General features: G+C 46.7%; 18 protein-coding genes. 7 read left to right on the forward strand and 11 right to left on the reverse strand.

What is annotated here, in order from left to right:
* Window positions 1-8 precede the first annotated feature (8 nt).
* Window positions 9-869, forward strand: a complete 861-nt coding sequence (locus P3L47_RS15200; RefSeq protein WP_277781346.1) for a DUF6599 family protein — start codon at window positions 9-11, stop codon at window positions 867-869.
* Window positions 870-874: 5 nt separating this feature from the next.
* Window positions 875-1219 (forward strand): MGMT family protein, encoded by a 345-nt coding sequence (locus P3L47_RS15205; protein WP_277781347.1) that lies wholly within the window; start codon window positions 875-877, stop codon window positions 1217-1219.
* Between the two features lie 390 nt (window positions 1220-1609).
* Here P3L47_RS15205 and P3L47_RS15210 read toward each other — a convergent pair whose 3' ends face one another.
* Complete coding sequence (locus P3L47_RS15210) at window positions 1610-2818, reverse strand: DUF4861 domain-containing protein (protein ID WP_277781348.1); 1209 nt, start codon at window positions 2816-2818, stop codon at window positions 1610-1612.
* A gap of 177 nt (window positions 2819-2995) precedes the next feature.
* On the opposite strand from P3L47_RS15210, the gene P3L47_RS15215 reads away from it, so the two are divergent.
* Window positions 2996-3631 (forward strand): hypothetical protein, encoded by a 636-nt coding sequence (locus P3L47_RS15215; RefSeq protein WP_277781349.1) that lies wholly within the window; start codon window positions 2996-2998, stop codon window positions 3629-3631.
* A gap of 83 nt (window positions 3632-3714) precedes the next feature.
* Here the strand turns inward: P3L47_RS15215 and P3L47_RS15220 are convergent, their stop codons facing one another.
* Window positions 3715-3936, reverse strand: a complete 222-nt coding sequence (locus tag P3L47_RS15220; protein WP_122362971.1) for a (4Fe-4S)-binding protein — start codon at window positions 3934-3936, stop codon at window positions 3715-3717.
* Window positions 3937-3950: 14 nt separating this feature from the next.
* Window positions 3951-4250: a GNAT family N-acetyltransferase gene (locus P3L47_RS15225; protein ID WP_122362970.1), complete on the reverse strand. Its 300-nt coding sequence runs from the start codon at window positions 4248-4250 to the stop codon at window positions 3951-3953.
* A gap of 294 nt (window positions 4251-4544) precedes the next feature.
* Here P3L47_RS15225 and P3L47_RS15230 point away from each other — a divergent pair, with 294 nt between their 5' ends.
* Entirely contained in the window at window positions 4545-4772 is a 228-nt protein-coding gene (locus P3L47_RS15230; protein ID WP_122362969.1) for a winged helix-turn-helix domain-containing protein, read from the forward strand.
* Window positions 4773-4853: 81 nt separating this feature from the next.
* Here P3L47_RS15230 and P3L47_RS15235 read toward each other — a convergent pair whose 3' ends face one another.
* The 4 genes from P3L47_RS15235 to P3L47_RS15250 form a co-directional block, all read right to left on the reverse strand.
* Window positions 4854-6491, reverse strand: coding sequence for an efflux RND transporter periplasmic adaptor subunit (locus P3L47_RS15235; protein ID WP_277781350.1), 1638 nt, complete (start codon window positions 6489-6491; stop codon window positions 4854-4856).
* A 4-nt stretch (window positions 6492-6495) separates the two neighbouring features.
* Window positions 6496-7974, reverse strand: a complete 1479-nt coding sequence (locus P3L47_RS15240; protein ID WP_277781351.1) for a TolC family protein — start codon at window positions 7972-7974, stop codon at window positions 6496-6498.
* Window positions 7964-11710: an efflux RND transporter permease subunit gene (locus tag P3L47_RS15245; protein ID WP_277781352.1), complete on the reverse strand. Its 3747-nt coding sequence runs from the start codon at window positions 11708-11710 to the stop codon at window positions 7964-7966. Before P3L47_RS15245 ends, P3L47_RS15240 begins: the two co-directional genes overlap by 11 nt.
* 189 nt (window positions 11711-11899) lie before the next feature.
* The gene (locus tag P3L47_RS15250; RefSeq protein ID WP_122362966.1) at window positions 11900-12289 is read right to left on the reverse strand and encodes an HYC_CC_PP family protein; all 390 of its coding nucleotides are present in this window, start codon (window positions 12287-12289) and stop codon (window positions 11900-11902) included.
* 286 nt (window positions 12290-12575) lie between these two features.
* On the opposite strand from P3L47_RS15250, the gene P3L47_RS15255 reads away from it, so the two are divergent.
* Window positions 12576-13175, forward strand: a complete 600-nt coding sequence (locus tag P3L47_RS15255) for a recombinase family protein (RefSeq protein ID WP_122362965.1) — start codon at window positions 12576-12578, stop codon at window positions 13173-13175.
* Here P3L47_RS15255 and corA read toward each other — a convergent pair.
* Genes corA through P3L47_RS15270 form a run of 3 tightly spaced genes read right to left on the reverse strand, consistent with a single transcriptional unit; the run spans window position 13172 to window position 18177 of the window.
* Complete coding sequence (gene corA, locus P3L47_RS15260; protein ID WP_277781353.1) at window positions 13172-14254, reverse strand: magnesium/cobalt transporter CorA; 1083 nt, start codon at window positions 14252-14254, stop codon at window positions 13172-13174. The two genes, P3L47_RS15255 and corA, sit on opposite strands and share 4 nt — an antisense overlap.
* Before the next feature lie 12 nt (window positions 14255-14266).
* Window positions 14267-16735, reverse strand: coding sequence for an endonuclease MutS2 (locus P3L47_RS15265; RefSeq protein WP_277781354.1), 2469 nt, complete (start codon window positions 16733-16735; stop codon window positions 14267-14269).
* Between the two features lie 14 nt (window positions 16736-16749).
* The gene (locus P3L47_RS15270) at window positions 16750-18177 is read right to left on the reverse strand and encodes a DUF4136 domain-containing protein (protein WP_199715751.1); all 1428 of its coding nucleotides are present in this window, start codon (window positions 18175-18177) and stop codon (window positions 16750-16752) included.
* Window positions 18178-18395: 218 nt separating this feature from the next.
* Here P3L47_RS15270 and P3L47_RS15275 point away from each other — a divergent pair, with 218 nt between their 5' ends.
* Window positions 18396-18980, forward strand: a complete 585-nt coding sequence (locus tag P3L47_RS15275) for a nucleotide exchange factor GrpE (RefSeq protein ID WP_122362962.1) — start codon at window positions 18396-18398, stop codon at window positions 18978-18980.
* 37 nt (window positions 18981-19017) lie between these two features.
* Window positions 19018-20178, forward strand: coding sequence for a molecular chaperone DnaJ (gene dnaJ, locus P3L47_RS15280; RefSeq protein ID WP_277781355.1), 1161 nt, complete (start codon window positions 19018-19020; stop codon window positions 20176-20178).
* A 92-nt stretch (window positions 20179-20270) separates the two neighbouring features.
* Here dnaJ and P3L47_RS15285 read toward each other — a convergent pair whose 3' ends face one another.
* On the reverse strand, window positions 20271-21737 hold the full coding sequence (locus tag P3L47_RS15285; RefSeq protein ID WP_075557238.1) for a catalase: 1467 nt from the start codon (window positions 21735-21737) through the stop codon (window positions 20271-20273).
* Window positions 21738-21793 lie beyond the last annotated feature (56 nt).

Consider the following 21793-nt stretch of genomic DNA (forward strand, 5'->3'; position numbering starts at 1 on the left):
TTGAACGTATGAAGCAGATCAATTATTTGTTACTCTTTTTCCTGCTGTCTTTCTGCTCTTTAAAGGCGCAGACACCGGATGAACTGAAGTCGTGGTTACCGTCTGTGGACGGCTGGACTATCTCCGGCGAGATAGAGGTTTTCAATCCGGATAATCTCTTTGACCGTATAAACGGAGCGGCTCCGCTTTTTTTGGAGAATAACTTCAGGGAGATGACTTCTATGGAATATAAAAAAGGGACCGATTATATCACGATACAAGCCTACCGTCATGCTACGCCGGAGGATGCTTTCGGTATGTATTCGTCCGAACGTTCTTCCGATCTCGAATTTCTGCCCGTAGGGGGAGAAGCGCAGGGAGACAAGACGAATCTGTACTTCTTTGCCGGAAATATGTATCTGAAGATGTGGAGCAATGCTTCGGGGGATGTCTCGAAAGAGTTACAGGCTATCGGTCAGGCGCTTGCCGGAAAGATCGATGCCGGAGCCGGTTATCCTGCCGTTATCCGTTTATTTCCGGAACAGGGAAAAGTACCTTATTCGGCTGCCTATATTACCTCTAATTATATCGGCCACGAGTTTTTACGGGCTGTCTATACAATGAAGTACGAGAAGGACGGTCAGGCTTTCCAGTTGTTTGTTTTAGATGGGGGATCGCCGGATGGGGTCAAATCTGTTTTGACCCAATATGTGGCTTTCACCAAACAGTCGGATGAGTTGAAAGAGGGCGGTTTATTGATAAAAGACCGTTATAACGGAGATATACCGGTTCTTTGGAAAGGGCGTTATCTGGTTGGTCTTTATAATGAGAATGGAGACACGATTGCCGGTACTGATGCATTACTGGAAGAGCTGGCAGATAAATTATAAATGATATGTCTGATTTTGATAAGGAAGATTTTGTAGCAGCCGTCCATCAGATGGTGAAGACTGTTCCGTATGGACGTGCCACCAGTTATGGTGCGATAGCCCGTGCGATCGGCTATCCGAATATGTCGAGGATGGTCGGCAAGGTAATGGGGAATTGTTCGGAGGTAGGTGTTCCTGCTTACCGGGTAGTGAACAGTCAGGGAGTGTTATCCGGTAAAGATGCTTTCAGTACGCCGACCGAGATGCAGGAAAAGTTGGAAAAAGAAGGCATACGGGTAGAAAACAACCGTATCAAAGACTGGAAGAAGGTTTTTTGGAATCCGCTGGATGAGATATTATTTGTTCCCTAAAGTATTCAACTAGCAATCAGCCTATGGGTTATTAACCCCAAAGTCCTTTCTTTTTAACCTGAAAGATATATGCCGGTAAGATTTAAACCAGGCTCGGTAACCTTGTCGACCAAGGTCGTTAATCTTTTTGACGGACGTCGGTAAGCTTAACGAGCGCCGTCGCAAAGCTATCAGGACATATCTTTTACCTTAGTAGTTAAGAGCTTTAATCTTTGTTCCTTACTGGAAAAGCCTTAATGAAAAGGAGGTGAATGGTTTGATTCAACCATTCACCTCCTTTCACCAACTATTCACCCTGTATATCGAACGTAACTATTCATATAACAATGAGATATGAACGGCTGGTGAAGGGTGAACGGTTTATAGGGTACATTTACATAGAATATGTTTTTACTTTACTGTTACTTGCAACGGTTGTTTTACTTTTTGTGCAAAATCCTGGATATACTTAAACCACTCGGCTGAGTTCCGGAAGCCCCATTTGCTCCATCCGGCTCCTGTATAATAGGTATATTCGCTTCCCGGTGCATAAGTAGTATACGCCAGTACATGACCGTCTGCTCCGCGTTGTTTCTTTTCTGCATCGGAGAAGTTCACCGCTTTAGCATCGTTTAGTTTTTCAGGGAATACGGCACCGATGAATATCTGTCCGTTTGTCGGATCTTCCGGGTCTGCATAAGCAATGTAACCGCTGGCGGCATCAGCCTGATAGTCCGTGCTCGGTTCGTGCAGTACGATACCGGTTACGAGCGGTGTCGGTTCGTTCAGATTGGCAAATGAAAGTGTTACTTTGTTCAACTGCGAACCGGCATCCAGCGAAAGCAGACGGGTTTCGACAATATTCTCATTGTCTTTTACTTTCAACGGATTGTAAACCAGCTTGACAGTGAAACGCAACGGGCCGTTATCCAGTATTTTATACTCTTTGTAGCAATACGGATAAACGATAGAGTCGTTAGACAAAAGAGCGGAAGTACCCGCACCCAATGTCGGACCTACTTTATAATAATCCAGTCCGTTGCCATGGTCGATGTGGTAGGAAATAGAGTTTGCCAGTTCCTGTGCCGCTTTCTTGTCAGTCTTTCTCAATTCTGCAATTTTAGCTCTTGATTCCGGATTCAACTCCGTCTTGTAGCGCATGTCGACAACAGGTTCCGATACACATTTAACCCAGATGTCGTAACCGAAAGCCTGTTCGCCCGTAGCCTGCAAAGCCGGACCATAGGTACGGAAAGCGATACGGTCATTTTCCCAGGCGATGTCGTCCACACGTTCGGGATAGAACTTACCGCAGGCAATAGTGGCAGCTTCTTCCGGAGTGCCCGGTTTGATTTGGTAAGTAACACTGCTGTTTGCGTTCACATCAACAGGGAAAATAATTTTTTTGTCGTATGTGATCTGATAAGGAATCTGTGTTCCGTTGTTGTCGGAGATAATGAACGACGCACCGTTCAGTTTAGCAACGGCATCCATTGATATTTCCGTGATCTCGTTCGAACGGTTCATGGCCGACGGGTTCGTTACCGTTACGTCCACGCTTTGTTCCTGCGTACAGGCAAAAGCCGTAGCCGCCAAAAATAAGCTGATAATCTTTTTCATACATATTATATTGTTAGTTTATAAATATTCCGCCTTGATTACGATTTGTTTAAAACCGCAGTAAAAGTATGAATATTCGTGAAGTTTACAAAGCTCATCGATAGTAAACAAATGTTTTTTCTGTTTGATTCTGTTTCTTTTTATGCAGTAAATCTTTTATCCCGTCGTTTCTATAGTATGAACTTGAAGCTGTGTTTATTTATTTTGATGTTGACGGGATTCTTGCCGGTGGATTTATGCGGACAGAATTGGAGTGAGAAGGATTCGGTGTGGTTATCCGGCATTTTATCCGGAAAGGATACGATACGTATCAATCCGGAGTTTCAGAAAGCGATCCGGGAAGGAACATTCATACATATGGAGGATGAACCCGGACAGCAGATATTGGAAGCGCCGGCTGAGTTACCCATTCTGAAAGACTTTTCCGATTACCTGCATGCGGATACGAATAGTGTGCACAAAGACTTGGATTACAGGTCGATGCCTCCGAGTGTCTATCGTCTGTATGCGATAGAATTGGATACTACTCTGAAAATAAACAAAGAAGCCTATACGCCGCCTCCTACGCGCCTGATCGATAAAAAGGAGATACAGGTAGGAAAACTTCCGGTGACGGCTGCGGCAGGAGCGAGGAACCTCTACTCTTCGGATATAGTGAAAGACGGGCAGAAGCGGGGAACCGTAGGCGGATCTGTAAAACTGTATTTCTCGCTGAATGACGTGCTGGAATGGGTCTTTTCAAAAAAGGAAAGAAATAAACGCAGGAACCGCAAGCGGGATAATACCTGGCGTTATTATAATTCGATGCCCTGACCGGTAAATAAAAAAACTTCCGCCGGTCTGTGAACGAACCTGACGGAAGCCTGATAATTATTAAGTTATAGCCTGTTTATTTCTTATTCTTTTTTATTTAATCTGTAACTAAGTGCGCCTGACGGACATTGGTTGATCTGTGCGATCAGCTCTTCCGTAGTTGCATTTTCTATTTTAATCCAGGGTCTTTCCTTGGGGTTGTATACCTGCGGTAATGTTTTTACGCAAATACCGGCATGCTTGCACAGTTCGGGCTGCCAGATAATGGTCAGCTCACCGTTTGAATATTCAATTTTCTTTCCCATACTCTATAATCGCTTTATCCTACATTAATACCTTTCATAACTATACGTCGCCAGTCCGGATGCTTTTGAATGTATCCGGCTACGAAGGGGCACAACGGTACCAGGCGTAATCCCTGCTTTTCTATATCTTTCAGTACCTTTTCAGCCAGCTGGCTGCCTACGCCTTTTCCTTCGAGGGCTACAGGAACTTCAGTATGTGTGAGATAGATTTCGCCGTTCTTGGTTTTTATATACTCAATTCTCGGAACATATTTACCAATATGAAATTCGTATTGGTGGTTCTCTTCGTTATCAATTAATTCGTAATCGTCCATATCGCCTAATCTTTTTATTTAAGTTTTATATCAATCAAACATTTTTAAAGAAAGCATTGTTTACGGTTTCTCCCAATTAATTCATCAGAACTCCGGAAAGTAAAAGGATAAGGGCGGAAGTTGCTTTTTTTCAAAACATTATCAATCCAAGGATTGTTTTATAACAAAGCAAAGTCATTTTGTTTTGTGCGAGAGTTGAAAAATGGTATAAATGACTAATATAAGAGTCAAATGGAACAGTACTAGTTGACTTATTATGATTAGTTTTAAGTCAAATATCAAAAATGGAGTGTTATGAATAAGAATGACGTTGGTTCAAATGCCGGTCAGATCTGGCGTTTGCTTGCAGAGAGAGGTAACATGTCTATCCGAAAGATCAGTGAAATGACTCAGTGTAAAGAGTCAGTTATTTTTCTTGCATTGGGGTGGTTAGCCCGGGAAAATAAGGTACGTTTTTGTAGTGATGGCACTGGTATGCTATCCGTAGAAGTTAATATTCCACTGACAGAGACGTATTATTGAAAAGAAGAGGATATTATTAGAAGCGCAACGGTAAAGGGATACAAAATAAATTGTAGCCCTTTTTGTTTGCGCTTCAGTGATCTATTGACGGTATTTGCAGCAAGCCGGGAGCTTGTTGTAAATACTGTCGTCTGCTTTGTATTTGTCGTTGTCGTGGCCGGCTTTGGCTATTGCTTTGGCAATGGCATCGGCAGAAGTCTGTGTCGGGTCGAACTGTAAATGAACCATTTGGGCATCTTTATCCCAGGAGGCGGAGGTGACTCCTTTGACACTTTTGGCTGCTTCTTCGATCCGCTGTTTACACATATCGCAGGCACCTTTTACTCCGAACATTGCATGTTCGCTTTGAGCTGTGTTCGGAGCTGCTGCTTCTCCGTGCATATGATGTCCTGCGTGTCCCGTCATCGGATGAGCCGCATTCCCGTCATTGTTCATCATCGAAGTTTTTCCTTCCAGCTGTGCACTGGCATCGATAGAGAAAACGCCGTTCGTCACGATCTCTTCTCCGTCTGCCAGTCCTTTCAATATCACGTAGGCATTGCCTAATGACGGTCCTAATTCTACTTCCCGCATCAGGAATGTCGGAGTTGTGGTGTCCGGTTGTTTTACGTAAACGATCGACCGTTTGCCGGTCCAGAGAACGGCTGTCTGCGGAACGACGATCTGATCTTTATATCCTTTCAAAGGAGCATCGACAATAGCCGTCGCATACATTTCCGGCTTTAATTCCATGCCCGGATTTGCCACTTCGACACGTATACGGGAGGTGCGGCTGGTCGGGTTGACGATCGGATCGATGAAAGCGATACGTCCTTTGAACGCTTTGCCGGGAAATGCCTGCATGGTGAATGTGACCGGATCGCCTTTGCTAAGGAACGGCAGGTCTGTTTCGTAAGCATCGAACATTGCCCATACCTTTGACAGGTTGGCTACATCAAACAAAACGGCTCCCTGCGATACATAATCTCCCTGGCTGACACGCTTCGACATCACGATACCACTGGTGTTCGATTTGATCTCTACGGTGGGAGAGATGGTACCCGACTGTTCGATGGCTGCTATCTGCGCATCCGTCATCTTCCAGAGCCGTAGTTTCTCACGGGCAGCTTTGATCAGGGCAGGTTGTTGCATTTTCAGGGCTTCTGTCAATTCCTGCTGTGCCGTGAACAATTCGGGTGAGTATAAGGTCGCAAGGGTTTGTCCGGCTCGGACTGTTTCGCCGGTAAAGTCGACTGCCAGGCTTTCGATACGGCCTCCGACATGGGCTGTTTGCGACTGCAGGCTCCGTTCGTCCGGTGCGATCTTACCATATAAGCGGACTTCCTTCACCGGGTTTTCCTTATTGACACGAGAGGTCTGTACGTTCGCCAAAGCGATTGCTTCTTCCGATAACTGGATAGCCGAAGGATCGACATTCCCGTGATCGTTGCCGCTTTTACGTAAGGGGATCAGGTCCATGCCGCAAATCGGGCATTTACCAGGTTTGTCCTGTTTGATTTGGGGATGCATGGAACAGGTCCAAACCCCATTCTCATCCTGTTGCAGGTCATGACTGTGGGCATGTCCCGCAATACTGTCATGACTATGGTGATGTTCATCGTTTGCCGGTGATGGAGCAGAGGACGGACTGAAGAACAGCCAGCCGAGAAATAAACCGGCCAAGGCAAATACTATATATCGGATTTCTTTGGTCTTAAACCATTCTTTTATCTTTTTCATATCTTTATTCGTTTATTGAAGTTGCTACTAATTTTTCCATTCCGGCTACCATCGTATTGTATTCGGCAATGGCTTCACTTTTCTTGAGGCCGTAATCCAATAGCTGTCGTTCTACCTGTATCACTTCTGTCAGGCTTGTCGTACCGGCTGAAAACTCCCGTACGATCAGTTGCCAGGTGGAAAGCGACAGTTCCTGCTGTTTCTTATAAAGAGCTATTTTGCGGGCGGCATCAGCCAGTTGTTGCTTGACTGTCTGGTATTCGGATTGCAGCTGGTTCAACGTATTTTCGTATTTCAGTTCGCTTGCCCGGCGGTAATGCTGGCTCTCTTTCTGTTGTGCCTGGTACTTTTTACGGAAAATAGGGATACTGATCTTGAACATCGGCATAAACATATCCATCCCGTTCATATCGTCCATAACCATCTTGTTGTTTGATTTCCCGACAAGCGAATATTGCAGGCCGATACCGAACATTGGATAGCTCATCTTTTTATCCATGACGGCTTTGGCGCGGTAAGCGTTCGCTTCGGCTTCAAGCATCGATAACATAGGGTTGGCAGTGATGATACTGTCGGTCATTGCCTGGTCGTCGATCGGAAAACGCAGTTGTTCCAATGAATCGGGAACGGCTACCCGCATATCCTGTTTACGATTCAGTAAAGCATTGAAACGAGCCTCGGCTGCTATCCTGCTGGATGCGAGGATTTCCAGATTATTCTGAAGTTCGGCTTTTTCTATCTGTATGCGCAATACGTCCGACATGCTGCCGGAAGAACTGCCTGACCCCATTGAACTGCCCATCGAACTGGCTCCCATACTTTGCATGGAAGCGTTTCCTGCCGATGTTCCCTGTGCTGTCGTTTGGGGACTGCTTCCCATTCCTCCCATATTATCCATACTGTTCCCTGTTGTAATAGGAGATGTTGCAACGGCACTGACAACGGTTGCTGTTGTCGGGGTCGGTGCATTGGCTGAAGGTGCCGAGTAACGGTTGAGTGCCAGTTTTTCCAGTTGTTCAAGCAACAGAAGGTTTGCCTGTGTGTTCTTGTATTGCTCGTTGAGGTTACATAACTGGTACCACTGGCTTTTTACTTCATAGAACAGATTGTTCCTGGCCTCGCGGAATTGCTCGTAAGCCATACGCGACATCTCGGTCGCTTCGTTGCGGGCGGCTTTACGTGTCCCGAACCAGGGAAACATCTGCATGAGGGTAAAGTCGGCAATTTGCTTGCCGCTAAGTGTCTCCATCGGTTTGACAAAAAGACCTATATCCAGTTCCGGGTCGGCATACGCTCCGGCTTGCGAAATCTTTTCCAGTGATGCTTTGTATAAAGCGAAATTGGAGTTTATCAACGGATTGTTACGTGCTGCCGTTTCCAAATACCATGACAGGCTGTCCGCCTGTTGTGAAAAGGCGGGAAGAATGCCGAGCAGCAAGGCTATCCCTGTTATATATGTTTGTATTCTGATCTTATTTTTCATCGTTTCTATTGTTTTGAAGATTCTGTTTCTTTTGTTCTTTCTTTATGGCACTTTCACGCCACCAACATTGCAGGACGGGAACGACGAACATAGTCATGGACTGGATCAACATACCTCCGAAAGTCGGTATTGCCATCGGGACCATGATATCCGCTCCTTTTCCTGTCGAAGTCAGTACCGGCAGGAGGGCGATCAGCGTCGTGGCGGTTGTCATGGCAGCCGGGCGTACACGTTTGAGACCGGCTGTAACGACAGCCTCCCGGATGGCTTCTTTTGTGGTCGGATTCTGTTGCAGGAATGTTTGGTGGATATAAGTACCCATCAGCACTCCGTCGTCTGTCGCCACTCCGAACAGGGCGATAAATCCTACCCAGACAGCCACGCTCAGGTTGATCGTATGCATTTGGAAAAGATCCCTCATGTTTTCTCCTCCGACGGAGAAGTTCATGAACCAATCCTGTCCGTACAGCCAAAGCAGAATAAAACCGCCGGCAAAGGCAACGAACACGCCGGAGAAATGAATCAGGGAAGCCGTCACCGTTTTGAACTGGAAATACAGGACCAGCAGGACAATAAGCAGTGCCATCGGGACTACGATTGCCAGCCGTTGAGTGGCACGTTCCTGTTGCTCGTAGTTACCGGCAAACTTATAAGAGACCCCTTTAGCCAGTGTCAGTTCGCCGTCTTTTATCTTTTGCTCCAACACGCGTGTCGCCTCTTTGACTACATCCACTTCCGCCTTGCCGGACAGTTTATCGAATATGACATAACCGACCAGGAAGGTGTTCTCGCTTTGGATCATCTGTGCTCCCCGGGTATAATCGATATCGGCGAGCTCCTTCAGGGGAATCTGTGCACCGGTTGCGGTTGGAACCAGCAACATGGATAAAGCCTCCGGATTATCCCTCAGTTCGCGTGCGTAACGGAGACGGACGGGGAAGCGTTCCCTGCCTTCCACAGTTGTCGTTAAAACCATGCCGCCGACAGCAGCACTCAATATTTCCTGCAGGTCTTCCACATTCACTCCATAGCGCGCCATATTGTCCCTGTTCAGTTGGATCTCCAGATAAGGAGCACCGACAGCTCGGTCATAAAAGACGGAAGAAGGGATCACGGACGGTACCTCTTTCAATGCCTGCTCGATCGCTTTCCCGCTTTGTTCGATCGTTTCCAGGTCCGGTCCGTATATCTTCAGTCCCATCGGCGCACGCATTCCGGTCGAAAGCATGACGAGACGGGCTTCTATCGGTTGCAGTTTAGGAGCGGAGGTCAGCCCCGGTAAATGAGTGACATTTACGATCTGTTGCCAGATATCGTTTGTGTTTTTGATCTCCGGCCGCCATTGACGGAAGTAATCTCCTTTCCGGTCGGGAATCAGGCTGTCTTTAGGTATAAGCCGGAAGCCGTCGGCGGGATTGTACGTACCGCCATCTTTTAAAAGATATTCTCCCCGGCTGTTCACCTTGAATCGTTCCCGGGCGCCGTCCTCATTCAAGATATATTCCGGACGGTAATTGATCGTATTTTCGAACATCTGTGCCGGTGCCGGATCGAGAGCCGAGTTTACACGTCCCCATTTTCCGATGGCGGTCTCTACTTCCGGAATGGCTGCCAGGCGTTTATCCAGTGCTTCAATATAATCCAGGTTTTGGGCAACTCCGGTATGAGGCATACTGGTGGGCATCAGCAGGAAAGAACCTTCATTCAGGCTGGGCATAAATTCTTTCCCGATTCCCATCCAGATCATGAAACCGAATACGATCGTTGCAGCCGGAACGGTCATGAACAGCCAGCGATGGCTGAGACACCATCTCAGTATCCGTTCGTAATAGATAACCAGTATCCACAGAAGAGACAGAATGGTGATGATACAAGCAGCAACAAACAGGATATTGGCTGATAGCCCGGCTTGCGGTCCCATCGGCAGCCATTCTTCCGACAGATAGTATATGGCAACCAATAGTGTGATACCTATATTAATATAAGTTGCCATCTTCGGATTTTTCCAGCAGGAAGCGAACAGGTTATTCAACCCTACAGCCGTCAAGCCGAGAGCCGGAACACTTCCGTAAATGATCATAAGCGCGATGCCGGCAACAACCAGCAGATAATTGGCGATCCTGCGTATCGCTTTCGAATGTATCCGGACAGAGAATAACAAATAGGAGAGAGTGGGCAATAAGATCAACCCCAGGATAAAGGAAGAAGCCAGTGCATATGTTTTTGTGTAGGCGAGGGGAGAGAACATCTTCCCTTCCTGCGCTTCCATGGCAAAAACAGGCAGGAAGCTGACAATCGTTGTGATCATCGCCGTAGTGATAGCTCCTGATACTTCGCTTACCGCTTTGTAAATAAGGTTTACAAATGCTTTGCCACTCCGGATGCCTTTGTTTTCGGGCATCTCCATATACCGTATAATACTCTCCACGAAAACGACACCGACATCCACCATGACACCGATCGCAATCGCGATACCGGACAAGGCGACAATATTCGCTTCTATCCCGGTATATTTCATGATAATGAACGTCGCCAGCACCGCTATCGGCAACATGCTTGCAATAATGACCGAAGCGCGCAGATTCAGTACGAGCACGATGATTACAATGATACAAATCAGAATTTCATGCGAGAGTGAAGTCTCCAGTGTCCCGATCGTCTCTTTGATCAGTCCGGTCCGGTCGTAGAAAGGCACGACTGTCACCTTGGAGACTGTCCCGTCCTCCAACGTTTTCTGTGGAAGTCCGGCTTCTATTTCCCGTATCTTCGTTTTTACATGGTCGATCACTTCCAGCGGATTGGCTCCGTAGCGGGCAATGACGACACCGCCGACTGCTTCTATCCCTTCCTTGTCCAAACCTCCGCGGCGTGTCCCCGGACCGATATTCACGAAAGCAACGTCCGATATACGTACCGGGACACCGTCGCGAACGGTGACGACCGCTTTCTCCAGGTCAGATACATCTTTAATATATCCCAATCCCCGGATCAGATATTCCACCTTATTGATCTCCATCGTTTCCGCACCGATATCGAGATTGCTCTTTTTAACGGCATTCATAATATCCATGACCGATATGTTGAATGCCCGCATGGCATCCGGATTGAGTTCGATCTGGTATTCCTTCACGAAACCTCCGGCAGAAGCCACTTCCGATACCCCTTCGGCTGCCGAAAGACTGTATTTGACATAGAAATCCTGGATCGTGCGCAGTTCTTCGGCATTCCATCCTCCGGTAGGTTTGCCTGTTTCCGGATTCCTGCCTTCCAGCGTGTACCAGTAGATTTGTCCCAAAGCCGTTGCATCAGGTCCCAGGGCAGGTTGTACACCTTCCGGTAATGTTCCGGGAGGTAATGAGTTCAGCTTTTCCAGGATACGTGAACGGCTCCAGTAAAATTCGATATCATCATCGAAAATGATATAAATGAACGACATACCGAACATGGAGGAGCTCCGGATACTTTTCACCCCCGGAATACCCAGCAGCGAGGTGGTCAGCGGATAAGTGATCTGGTCCTGTATGTCTTTGGGTGACCGTCCCATCCATTCGGTAGCGACAATTTGCTGGTTGTCACCGATGTCCGGGATCGCATCCACCGGGATCGGGTTACGCGGGATAATGCCCCCGTGCCAGTTGAAAGGAGAGGTCGATATTCCCCACACAACAACCAGTATTAATAATAGCATGGTTACTACCCTGTTCTCAAGGAAATAACGAATTATTTTATTTAGCATAGAGTACTGTTTTTATTCTGATGGATTAATTGATGTCTATAATCTGCGCCTACAGGCAGACTTTGTTTTACAAAGAATGGCTATACACGTTCAATTTTCTCTTGTGTTACACAAAAGGAACAGATTATTATAATTTTTTGTTTATGGATTATAAACAAAAGATACTGTCGGCTGTATAGCCAACATCAACTAAATCAGAAAAGAACAGTTTAGAATGCATCGTTCCGTACCGCTGCATTCGTCAGGTGGGGTTGTATAATAAGGATAGGATATGCCTGATTCGTCTGCTTCGGAGAGAATCAGCAAATTATGCATATTGAAAAGTAAGGACAGGGCTACCGGCGTATAATCGATGACCGGTACCTGATGGATATCCTGGTCGACCGTCATCTTGACCAATTGCGTCTCCGTAGAGCAGCAATGGCCCGCTTGTTTCTTTTCCTTGCATGAAGGGCAGGTATCGTTTTGCCATAATTCGACTTCCACTATCTTACCCATGCAATGATGGATATTCAGGATGATTCCGCTGGAAACCCCGACATAGAGGATGGTTAATATGACTAGAAGATACTTTTTCATAACTGCAAAGATAGGTTTATTTCACCGGATATAATTATAAAATGTATGGAGCGCTTATTAAATAATGTTTTATCTTGTTTCCGATAACATTTTCTTTCAATAAAAGGGAAAGTTTAGCATAAATAGCAAAGCCTTGTTTTTTAACTTGCTACAGTTCGCTTTTTAGCGTTTTTTTTACTCAGGAAAAGAGAAATAGTATATGACCTGTCGTTACTTTATTGTATCTTCACCGCGTGAACAAAAAATGATATTTTGTACATTCAAAATAGTAAGTAGCAGAAGTTTTATGGTAATAGCTTATTTGAGAGTAACTATTGACAAGCAACATCTTGAAACACAAAAAGATGAAATTACTCGTTATGCGTCAGCAAATGGTTTGGAAATCAGTAAATGGATAACTGATATAGTAGACGGAAGGAGAAAAGAGAGCGAACCTGCCTTATTCCGGATAATGGACAGAATGAAAAAGGGCGACAAGGTGATCGTGACGGATATCGCCCGGTTTGGTCGTACCCTGTCGGAAGTAATGACCCTTTTGGCGAAGTGTATGGCGCGAGGCATTCATGTATATAGTATAAATGACCGCTATCTGTTGGATGACAGCGTGAATATGGAGGTTGTTTCGAATACCTGTAACCTGGTTTCGGATATCGAGCATCATCTGATGTCTGTCCGGACAAAAGAGGCACTGAATCACAAGAAGGATAAGGAAGGTCTGCAACTGGGACGTCCGAAAGGTACCGATGCCAAGCAGTCGATGCTGGATGCCAATAAGGAAGAGGTCATGAACATGCTTGAAAGGGGAGATACGATCGTCATGATCTGTAAGCACTTCAACGTTTCCAGAAATACATATTATCAGTTCAAAAAGAATTACGGACTTTAAAACCAGTCCTTTTTCCGCATATATGTCCAGGTCAGCAGGCCGGTCAGGAACATGACTCCCCAGGCGATGCCATAGCCGTATTCCCAGTCCAGTTCGGGCATGAGTTTGAAGTTCATCCCCCATACGCCTACCAGGAAGGTCAATGGGATGAACAGGGTCGATACGACTGTCAGCCGTTTCATGATCGCGTTCATGCGCAGGTCGTTGTTGGAGATATACAGGTCCACCAGGGAAGATATGATTTCCCGGCAACTTTCAGTTGTCTGTATAACGAATTGCAACTGGTCTGACAGGTCTGTATATACCGGGAGCATGTCGGGAGTGATTATCCCGTTCTCGGTGCGCAGCAGTTTGGGGAATTGTTCTTTCAGAGGCTGGCTGTTTTTACGGATAAGCATGTATTCGTGCCGGCGCTGCTGGATCATCGAGCCCATATTTCCCTGGTCGCTTTTGATATCGAGTAATGTCTCTTCGATATCTTCCAGCATTTCCTCCACCTTGGATGCCGTCTCGACCAGATTGGCGATGATCGTATTCAACAGGAAAGCGAGCAGCAGTCCGCTGCCTTTTTTCCGCAGGCTCAACATATCCGATTCCAGCGCTTTCATTGTATTGGCAAACACCGGATTGTTACTTTCGGTGAACGTGATAACCACATTGCCCGTCACCAGGATGCTGATATGTTCGGAATGTATCTCCATATTGGCATCGTAGTAGCTGGAGTTCAGGATAATGAGCACGTGGTTCGCATACTCCTCGATCTTTACGACGTGCTGGGGGGTCAATATATCTTTGGCATCCAGGTTATGCAGTCCGAACTCTTTTACGATACGCGTGATGGTATCGGAGTCGGTCAGTCCGCTAACCTGAAACCAGTTGATCTTATTCGGATCCACCAACTTGCCGAAAGTCGTGGTCCCTTTTTTGACCTCGCTGGTATGAAGTGTATCCTGGTTGTATTGCGTGAGACGAATATCGGTAGCAGTCTCATGCTCTCCGGCATAGTAATATTTGTCCGACAGATGCCGGTTTGAAATATGTCTGCGCTTGTGCAGATATGTAGCCTCTTTTCGTCTCATGCATATAATTGTTTAATCCAGTTCCACAACAGTGATACCGGCACCTCCCAGTTGGACATGCTCATCGTGGTAATGGCGGACACCTGGCACTGAATGCAGATAATCGCGTATCAGTTGCCGCAGGATACCTGTACCCGTGCCATGCAGGATACGTACCTTAGATGCTCCGACCTGGATGGCATCGTCGATGAAATAGGTGACAGTTTGTAGTGCTTCATCGCCCCTCATACCTCTAACATCTATTTCCTGCTTAAAGTTCAATTTCTTTTCGTGCATATGGTCGGCCGTATCCGAGCTGACGAACGTACTTTTCTGGATTTCTTTCTTGATCTGACCTTTGCTGACCTTTTCCAGCTGCTCCAGTTTGACGGTACTTTTGATCATCCCGAATGCCACGACAGCCTGCTTGCCCTGAAGCTCCATCACCGTACCTGCCGAAACCTGTCCTTTCAGGCGGACATTGTCGCCGACCTCGATCACGTCGCGGTTGAATACCGGTTTGGTCGGTGCATTCTGCTTTTGCTTCTTGCGCTCTTTCCGTTCCTGCAGCTTCGCCATCTTGCGGGCGATCTTATCGTCTTCTTCTCCGGTGGAGCTGACCGAAGCCTTGAACTCATCCAGTGCTTTGCGTGCCAGTTTGGTCTGTTCCTTTTCAGCCTGTGCCTCCTTGATCTCACGGATGGTGTTTTCTATCTTGGCATTGGCTTCCGAAAGGATACGTTGCGCTTCCGCCTTGGCTTCGCGCATGATCTCTTTCCGCTGTTTGTTCACCTCTGCCAGGTCTTTTTCATAGCGCTCGGTGATATCCTCCAGTTTCTTTTCGCGCTGGCGGATATTCTGGCGCTTGCTTTCCCAGTAACGTTTGTCCCGGACAATGTCCTGCAGGTATTTATCCATGTCGATATAATCGGAACCGACTTTGGCGGAAGCATCTGCAATCACATCTTCCGGCAACCCGATCTTTCGTGCAATCTCGACGGCAAACGAGCTTCCCGGATTTCCGATCGACAGCTTGAACAGCGGTTGCATCAGATGGCGGTCATACAGCATGGCACCGTTTACGATCCCCTCTGTATCTTCTGCAAAATGTTTCAGGTTCTGATAGTGGGTCGTGATCACGCCGAAGCTGCGGTTCCGGTTGAACCGGTCGAGCAGTGCTTCGGCTATCGCACCGCCTATCTGGGGTTCCGTACCGCTACCGAACTCGTCGATCAGGATGATCGTCTTTTCGTTACAGTTCCTGACGAAATGCTTCATATTGGTCAGGTGGGAACTATAGGTACTCAGGTCGTTCTCGATGCTCTGCTCGTCGCCGATATCGATGAAGATACTGGCAAATATCCCGGTACGCGAACTTTCGTGCAGCGGGATCAGCAGACCGCACTGCAACATATATTGCAGCAGTCCCACCGTCTTCAGACAAACGGATTTACCGCCGGCGTTCGGTCCGGAAATGATCAGTATGCGTTTCTCTTCGGTCAAAGTGATATCGAGCGGAATAACCTGTTTGTCCTGTTTCTGTAGGGAGAGGTAAAGCAGCGGATGGACGGCACGCGCCCAGTCTACTTGCTGTATATTCTCGACCACCGGCTTGATCCCTTTCACTTGCTCTGCAAAAAGAGCTTTGGCACGGATAAAATCGATATCCGCCATAAACTCATACGATTGCAGGATATCCGGCACCATGGGACGTACGATATTGGTAAATTCCGTCAGGATCTTCATGATCTCCCGGCGTTCGTCGCCTTCCAGCTCCCGTACCCGGTTATTGGCTTCCACGACCACTTCCGGCTCGATGAAGACCGTTTTACCGCTTGCCGACTCATCATGCACGATACCCTTAATCTTCCTTTTGAAAGCCGGAGCGACAGGGATCATCAGACGACCGTCACGCATGGTCGGCGTCACGTCCTTATCGACCACACCTTCCGATTGGGCGTTTCGCAGGATGGATTGCAGGCTGCGGGAAATACCGCTCATCGTTGCCGTGATCTCTTTTCGGATCTGTGCTAGGGTAGGCGAGGCATTGTCTTTCACTTTCCCGAACTTGTCGAGAATGGAGTCGATCTTTCCGATCAGCTGCGGAAACACCAGTATGTCACCCGCCAATGCCGTCAGGGCAGGATAAGCGATTTCTTCCTCGTCTGTCGGACGGAAGAAACGGACGATATCGTTGATGGTCTGCAGCGAACGCTTCAGGTCGAACAGCTCCTTTTCATCCAGCCAGGTCCCTTCAGGGCGTATTCTTTTCAGTGAATAACGCACATCGAAAAAGAAACTGGCAGGAAACTCCACTTCTCCATGCAGGATACGGACAAATTCATCTGTCTGTTCCAGGCGTTCAATAACGGTTGTATAATCGGCAGAGAATTCCATCTCTGCGACCCGCTCTTGTCCCAGCGGGCTTAAACATTTATCGGAAATTAAACGGCGAACTTTATCGAACCCCGTTTTTTGTTCAAAGTTTTGTGGGTATATCACGTTAATTTATATGCTTATTTTATCTCCACCGTAACCTCTCTGCGGATAGTAGGGCGGACGATGATTTCCATTTTGTTCTTGCCCCGTTTGATATCGAACGTACAGGCATTGTTTCCTGCCGGATTGACATAGGGAGCATAATAAAATAAGTAGGAGAAGGCTCCTACATTGCCGGAACTTTGTAAAGCGTCGGCTACTTTAGGGTAGTTGAATGTATCCCAGTACATACAGCGTTTGAAACCATTGGCATCCGTGAACTGTGTTTTGGGGTCACGGTATTTCATTGTTTTGGAAATGAAGTTCTTATAGCCTGCTGTAAATTCTTCGGCGGAATAATTCATCTTGTTATCGTTGATCCTCTCGATCACATCTCGCGGACGCAGTCCGGCTGCATAAGCCGGCGAATTACGGTCGACGTCCGTAATCAGTTCCAGGCGGTCGATGTCATAGCTGATACCTGTGTAATTATAGGTCTTTTGATTGACCTTATATAATACGTTCCTGCCGTATTTTACATACGGATACTGCATCAGCATCAACGGCACATGTACACGGGCATATTCTTCCAGTTTGTAGGAGTCTTCCAGCAGTTCGTTTGCTTCGCATTCCCATAGGATACGTCCCGGAACAAAAGCCTGGTCGATCATGCGGAATCCGAATTGCAGCAAATATTCCGCTTCCGCTTCTGCAGCCGAATTACCCAGGAACGGGAATGTATCCATTTTACTCAACGTATAATTATAACGATAGGTCGGTTCCTTCTCTATCATTATTTTGTTCACTCCCTTGAAATTGGGATTCTTATCGAAGAAGTAGAATGTTTGTATCAGGATATCCGGCTGGGTGATGTCTACCACCATGCCTTTCTTGGTCATTTCCTTTTCGATACATTCGTTGATAGCCGTTTCCAGTTTCCGGTTGTTTTCGTCGATCGAAGCGAAAGCAAATGTCTTGAACTTGCCAAAGCTGACAGAATCCGGTGTTACTACGGTCTTGAACGGACAGGTGAAGTTCCGTTCGCTGGTAGTCTCCAGGCTGTACATGGAAAAAGCCGATGCCAGCTGATCTTCCGTGATCGAGTTGACCTTCTTGCAATCTTTCTTTACCATCACCTGCTTGGTCGGTACGGCAAGATTGGAGATAGTCAGTATCACATCGTTTTTACCGGCAGGATTCAATAGCTCCTCAATTTCCTGCGGAGAGACTTCAGCCGATTGCACTCCGTCTATTGCTTCCAGGATGTCACCCTGTTTTACTCCTGCAAGTTCTGCCGAAGAATAAGGGATAACCCCTGTAACAACGGGTTTATATTTTCCCCAGTTATTACTTTGACTGATATCGTAAGTAAATCCTAATCTACAGATCGACGCGTTCCGGTTCTGTGCATAGCCGGTTAAGATTGCAAACAACAGTAATATGGATAAAACAACTCTTTTCATCATGCCAGTAATTCTATTATAGTATTAATAATACCTGTTTATACCTAAATGTATAGGCAAAGGTAAAGATATTTTTGTTGAGTATGAATAGTTGGCAGCATATTTGATGTTATTCCGGTGTATGATCATCGGGATAACTTTTTCTACATACAGAATGTTAGTAGATGAAGGTTGTCGTATTATGCTGACAATTAGGTAATAATAAAAAAATTAAGATAGTTATGAGCAAGATGAATTTTAACGGAAAGAAAGAAACGGCTGGAAAGAATGAGTGTCAGAACAACGAAGAAGCGACAAATTTGCAGCAGGAACAGGAAAATGCGGCAGAAGAATGTGCGCAGACTGACATTGTGACCGAAGAACTGGAAGAGTTGAAAAAGAAGTATAACGAATTGAACGACTCTCATCTTCGTTTGATGGCAGAATTCGACAATTACCGTAAACGTACTTTGCGTGAAAAGGCAGACCTGATCAAGAATGGTGGTGAAGCCGCCCTGAAGAACTTGCTTCCGGTTGTAGATGATTTTGAACGTGCATTGCAGAACATCCGCAACTCGGAGGATGTGGAAGCCGTGAAAGAAGGAGTAGAGCTTATCTATTCCAAATTTATGGCTTATCTGGCCCAGCAGGGAGTAAAAGCTATTGAAGCGGTAGGTCAACCATTCGACACCGAAATGTTTGAAGCTGTAGCTACTATTCCTGCTCCGGAACCTGGCTTGAAGGGAAAGATCCTGGATTGTGTACAGACCGGTTATACTTTGAATGATAGAGTGCTTCGTCACGCTAAAGTAGTAGTAGGAGAATAAGCAACATGCCGGAGAGCAAATAACAACAAATACAAAGATGGCTAAAAGAGATTATTACGAAGTGCTGGAGGTGTCAAAAACCGCCACAGTAGAAGAAATTAAGAAAGCATATCGAAAAAAAGCGATCCAGTTCCACCCGGACAAGAACCCTGGTGACAAGGAAGCAGAGGAGAAATTCAAGGAAGCTGCCGAAGCGTATGACATACTGAGCGATGCACAGAAACGTCAGCGTTATGACCAGTTCGGACACGCCGGAGTAGGAGGTGCCTCTCAGGGGGGTGGCTTTGGTGGAGCCGGAATGTCAATGGAAGATATATTCTCTCAGTTCGGAGACATCTTTGGCGGACACTTTGGCGGATTTGGCGGTTTCGGTGGTTTTGGCGGTGGCTCACGTGGCGGCCGTCGTGTGAACCGTGGGTCAGATTTGCGTGTGAAGGTAAAGCTGAACCTGAAAGAGATCGCTAACGGAGTGGAAAAGAAGATAAAGGTTAAGAAATATGTTCCTTGTAGCAAATGCCACGGGAGTGGTGCCGAGGATGATCATAGCAGCAAAACCTGTGATACATGCCATGGTAGTGGTGTAGTAACACGTGTTGCCAATACGATCCTGGGGCAGATGCAGACGCAGTCTACTTGTCCGACTTGTGGGGGTGAAGGAAAAATCATCACAAAGAAATGTAGTGAATGTAACGGTGAAGGTATCATGCGTGATGACGACATCATTACAATCAATATTCCGGCTGGTGTTGCAGAAGGTATGCAACTGTCGATGAGTGGTAAAGGAAATGCTGCCCGTCATGGAGGTATAAACGGTGACCTGTTGATCCTGATCGAAGAAGAGCCGCATCCGGAATTGATCCGTGATGAGAACGATTTGTTATATAATCTGTTACTCAGCGTACCTCAGGCTGCCTTGGGAGGAAATGTTGAAGTTCCGACTATCGATGGTAAGGCGAAGGTGAAAATCGAACCAGGTACACAACCGGGTAAAGTACTTCGTCTGCGGAACAAAGGACTTCCTTCGGTGAATAGTTACGGGACAGGCGACTTGTTGGTTAATGTAAGTGTATATATCCCGGAAACGTTGTCCGCATCAGAAAAAGAAACATTGACCGGTTTGGAAAACTCACCTAACTTCCAGCCGAACCGTACGATGAAAGAGAAGATATTCAGCAAATTCAGGCATATGTTTGATTGATTTCTTTCAAAATAAAATGAAGAATGCCCCTTTACCATCCGGTATCGTGGGCATTCTTTTTTTGAACAGAGCTTATCAAGGGGTTGCTTAAACTATCTTGTTTCTTTCAAAGCATCTTCCAGGCTGATGCCGAGTGCATCGGCAATACCTTTGCCATAGGCCGGATCGGCTTTGTAACAGTTGCGTACGTGACGTTGCTGGATGAACAATTCGGCTCCACCGATCTGACGGGCAGTGTTTTCGAACAGGAGCTGCTGTTCGTCGGCAGGCATCAGACGGAAGAGGTCGCCCGGCTGGCTGTAATAATCGTCATCGTATTCGCGTTCGTTGTAATTGTAGATATCGCCGTTGGCTTTCAAAGGCGGTTCTTTCTTTTCGGGAGAATCCTGCCATTCGCCGTAGCTGTTAGGTTCATATCCTTTGGCAGAACCGTAGTTACCGTCTACGCGCATAGCTCCGTCGCGATGGTAAGCATGGAAAGGACAACGAGGTCTGTTTACCGGTATTTGTTCAGAGTTTACACCCAGGCGATAACGCTGTGCGTCACCATAAGAGAACAGACGGCCCTGAAGCATTTTATCCGGAGAGAAACCGATACCTTCTATCGTATTGATCGGGTTGAAGGCAGCTTGTTCCACATCTGCGAAATAGTTTTCCGGATTACGGTTCAGTTCGAGGATACCAACGTCGTGCAGCGGGAAGTCGCCGTGCGGCCATACCTTTGTCAGGTCGAACGGATTGATACGGTAGTTTTCTGCCTGTTCTTCCGTCATCAGCTGGATCTGGAATTTCCATCTGGGGAAATCACCTTTTTCAATGCTTTCAAACAGGTCACGCTGGTGCGATTCACGGTCTTTTGCGATGATCGCTTCCGCTTCCTGGTCGGTCAGGTTCTTGATTCCCTGCAATGTTTTCAGGTGGAACTTCACCCAGATACGTTCGTTCTTGGCATTGATAAAGCTATATGTATGGCTACCGAAACCGTGCATGTGGCGATAAGAATAAGGGATACCGCGAGAACTCATGGTAATGGTAACCTGGTGTAATGCTTCCGGAAGCAATGTCCAGAAATCCCAGTTGTTGTTTGCACTGCGCATGTTTGTTTTCGGATCTCTTTTGACGGCGTGGTTAAGGTCGGGGAACTTTAACGGATCGCGCAGGAAAAATACCGGTGTATTGTTTCCGACTAAATCCCAGTTACCTTCTTCTGTGTAAAACTTCATGGCGAAACCACGAATATCGCGTTCTGCATCTGCAGCTCCGCGTTCGCCGGCAACGGTAGAGAAGCGGACGAAACAGTCTGTCTTTTTACCGACTTCACTAAAAATTACAGCCTTTGTGTATTTAGTAATGTCGTGTGTCACGGTAAAGGTTCCGAATGCTCCGGAGCCTTTGGCATGCATACGTCTTTCAGGAATGACTTCGCGGTCGAAGTGAGCTAGTTTTTCCAGGAACCAGGGATCTTGTATCACCATTTGTCCGCGCGGACCCACTGTCTGTGAGTTCTGATTGTCTGCAACGGGGCGACCGTTGGCAGCTGTTAGTTTTTTGTTTTCCATAAATAATTTTTTTATTAGTATAAAGCCGACAACATCTTACCTTGAATATTCATGTA

The sequence above is a fragment of the Parabacteroides chongii genome (genome assembly GCF_029581355.1).
GTDB lineage: Bacteria > Bacteroidota > Bacteroidia > Bacteroidales > Tannerellaceae > Parabacteroides > Parabacteroides chongii.

Coding starts and splice junctions, on each gene's coding strand:
- P3L47_RS15210 (WP_277781348.1), bottom strand. CDS start 2,818: ATGAAAAAGATTATCAGCTTATTTTTGGCGGCTACGGCTTTTGCCTGT.
- P3L47_RS15215 (WP_277781349.1), top strand. CDS start 2,996: ATGAACTTGAAGCTGTGTTTATTTATTTTGATGTTGACGGGATTCTTG.
- P3L47_RS15230 (WP_122362969.1), top strand. CDS start 4,545: ATGAATAAGAATGACGTTGGTTCAAATGCCGGTCAGATCTGGCGTTTG.
- P3L47_RS15220 (WP_122362971.1), bottom strand. CDS start 3,936: ATGGGAAAGAAAATTGAATATTCAAACGGTGAGCTGACCATTATCTGG.
- P3L47_RS15240 (WP_277781351.1), bottom strand. CDS start 7,974: ATGAAAAATAAGATCAGAATACAAACATATATAACAGGGATAGCCTTG.
- P3L47_RS15250 (WP_122362966.1), bottom strand. CDS start 12,289: ATGAAAAAGTATCTTCTAGTCATATTAACCATCCTCTATGTCGGGGTT.
- P3L47_RS15275 (WP_122362962.1), top strand. CDS start 18,396: ATGAGCAAGATGAATTTTAACGGAAAGAAAGAAACGGCTGGAAAGAAT.
- P3L47_RS15200 (WP_277781346.1), top strand. CDS start 9: ATGAAGCAGATCAATTATTTGTTACTCTTTTTCCTGCTGTCTTTCTGC.
- P3L47_RS15285 (WP_075557238.1), bottom strand. CDS start 21,737: ATGGAAAACAAAAAACTAACAGCTGCCAACGGTCGCCCCGTTGCAGAC.
- P3L47_RS15205 (WP_277781347.1), top strand. CDS start 875: ATGTCTGATTTTGATAAGGAAGATTTTGTAGCAGCCGTCCATCAGATG.
- P3L47_RS15235 (WP_277781350.1), bottom strand. CDS start 6,491: ATGAAAAAGATAAAAGAATGGTTTAAGACCAAAGAAATCCGATATATA.
- dnaJ (WP_277781355.1), top strand. CDS start 19,018: ATGGCTAAAAGAGATTATTACGAAGTGCTGGAGGTGTCAAAAACCGCC.
- P3L47_RS15225 (WP_122362970.1), bottom strand. CDS start 4,250: ATGGACGATTACGAATTAATTGATAACGAAGAGAACCACCAATACGAA.
- P3L47_RS15270 (WP_199715751.1), bottom strand. CDS start 18,177: ATGATGAAAAGAGTTGTTTTATCCATATTACTGTTGTTTGCAATCTTA.
- P3L47_RS15245 (WP_277781352.1), bottom strand. CDS start 11,710: ATGCTAAATAAAATAATTCGTTATTTCCTTGAGAACAGGGTAGTAACC.
- corA (WP_277781353.1), bottom strand. CDS start 14,254: ATGAGACGAAAAGAGGCTACATATCTGCACAAGCGCAGACATATTTCA.
- P3L47_RS15255 (WP_122362965.1), top strand. CDS start 12,576: ATGGTAATAGCTTATTTGAGAGTAACTATTGACAAGCAACATCTTGAA.